Genomic DNA, 349 nt, shown 5'->3' on the forward strand with positions numbered 1-349 from the left:
GCTGCTCGGCCGCGGCATCGAACGCTTCAGGGAAAAGCGATGGTTTCCGATCGGCTCGGTAGCGCTCGACCGTGCGCAGGGCTGGTATCGCCGCTTCGGCAAATGGTCGCTGCTCGCAAGCTGGCTGCCGATCATCGGCGATCCGATCACTGTGATCGCCGGCGTCCTGCGGGAGCCGCTGCCGACCTTCCTGGTGCTGGTTGCCATCGCCAAAGTAGGGCGATATCTCGTGCTTGCCGCAGCGACGACGGGGCTTGCGTGATGTTCCAGCAGATCGTCGACGTCCAGCGTGACATCTACCTCGCCTTCGCCGGCCACATAAAGGAATTTGCTGCGGGCGGCGGCTGGG

The 349-nt window shown here is 64.5% G+C and carries 1 protein-coding gene and 1 pseudogene; both read left to right on the top strand.

What is annotated here, in order from left to right:
- A partial coding sequence (locus C3Y91_RS05300) for a YqaA family protein (protein WP_168575111.1) occupies positions 1-262 on the top strand: 262 nt, incomplete at its 5' end.
- A pseudogene (locus C3Y91_RS37760) lies at positions 262-349 on the top strand (ABC transporter permease); the annotation flags it as partial. The gene C3Y91_RS05300 and the pseudogene C3Y91_RS37760, both read left to right, overlap by 1 nt.

This window comes from Rhizobium ruizarguesonis, assembly GCF_012349115.1.
Taxonomy (GTDB): domain Bacteria; phylum Pseudomonadota; class Alphaproteobacteria; order Rhizobiales; family Rhizobiaceae; genus Rhizobium; species Rhizobium ruizarguesonis.